At 46.8% G+C, this 1,240-nt stretch carries 1 protein-coding gene; it reads left to right on the top strand.

Features of this window, described 5'->3' with window-relative positions; genetic code table 11:
* The first annotated feature begins 95 nt into the window (after positions 1–95).
* Complete coding sequence (locus ACH6EH_RS20135) at positions 96–1,211, top strand: IS4 family transposase (protein WP_397333590.1); 1,116 nt, start codon at positions 96–98, stop codon at positions 1,209–1,211.
* The last annotated feature ends 29 nt before the right edge of the window (positions 1,212–1,240 follow it).

The following is a 1,240-nucleotide window of genomic DNA, read 5'->3' as shown; positions in this document are numbered from 1 at the left end:
CAGGCCTGTTGATTAACCACTAAATGGTAGAAAAAGAGCCGTCAACCCGATAAAATGTTTGTACCCCTACAAACAATTGGGAAGGTGACGACTCCATGAAAAATACTAACACGATTCTTCCCATTCTACAAACACTCCTTACGACTGAAGAAGTCGATCATATCGTCCAGGCGACCGGTTATGTGGATAAAGCTCGAAAGTTCACGGTTCATCATTTGCTTCAATATTGGTGCGCCGCAGCCAGTGAAGAGTGGTCAGGATATCGCTCTGGCGCAGATCGCGCCGTCCGTAGCGGCTTAAGCCCTGTTCATTATTCCTGTTTCTCGGGCAAAGCAGCAGAGGTTCCATTTGAAATATTCAAAGAGCTGTTTCATCTACTTGTCCGTAAATGTAACCGTGAAACACGGCGAAAGCTCGCCCTCCCAAAAGAACTGCTACTCATTGATTCGACAACCATCACGGTAGGGAAAACTCGCTTGCCATGGGCTCCCTATCATGGAGAACGAGCGGCGGTTAAATTACATGTAGCATTACGTGCCCTCAACGGGCAACCGCTTAGCGTCACAGAAACCGTTGGTTCAAAGCACGATAGTCCTGTGTGCGAAACGCTGGAAAACATTGATTTTATTTTGGTTATGGACCGAGCCTACGGCAAGTTGGAGCGGTTGGATCGTTATAAACAAGAGGGGCAATCCTTCGTCATCCGTCTTCGTGACAATGTTCATATCGAGAAACCCTACACCTTGCGGCGTCAGTCCCAGGCCGATTCTTCAGTGATTGGTGATTTCACCTGTCAACTCGGAACGCCTCAGTGTCGCTCTACACAACGTCATCGTGTAGTCATCTTTAGGGATTTTGAAGGAAGAGAGATTCGCGTCGTTACTGACTTGATGAGTATAAGTGCGGAACAGATTGCTTTGATCTATAAAGCCCGCTGGCAGATTGAGGTGTTCTTTCGCTGGATCAAGCAACACCTTAATATTCCGACGTTATTTGGCACGACAGAAAATGCCGTTTATGGCCAATTGTTCTGCGCATTGATCGTCTTTGTGCTGCTCAAATGGTTGTTTGATGGGACCCGTCATGGAGTTCCTCGTCATGCTAACCTTAGTTTCGTTCGGTTCGCTCGCTTGCTGCTCTTGAACGACTTGTCCGCAGAGTGGCTGATTCGAATACAACGTTTAATGTCGTGTTTTTTCAGGCTGAGTTAATTACATATATTGGTTAATCAACAAGCCTG

This window comes from Paenibacillus sp. JSM ZJ436 (assembly GCF_044383795.1).
GTDB lineage: Bacteria > Bacillota > Bacilli > Paenibacillales > Paenibacillaceae > Paenibacillus_AQ > Paenibacillus_AQ algicola.
The sequence above is the reverse complement of the archived record's forward strand: the minus strand, read 5'-3'. Positions and strand labels throughout refer to the sequence as shown.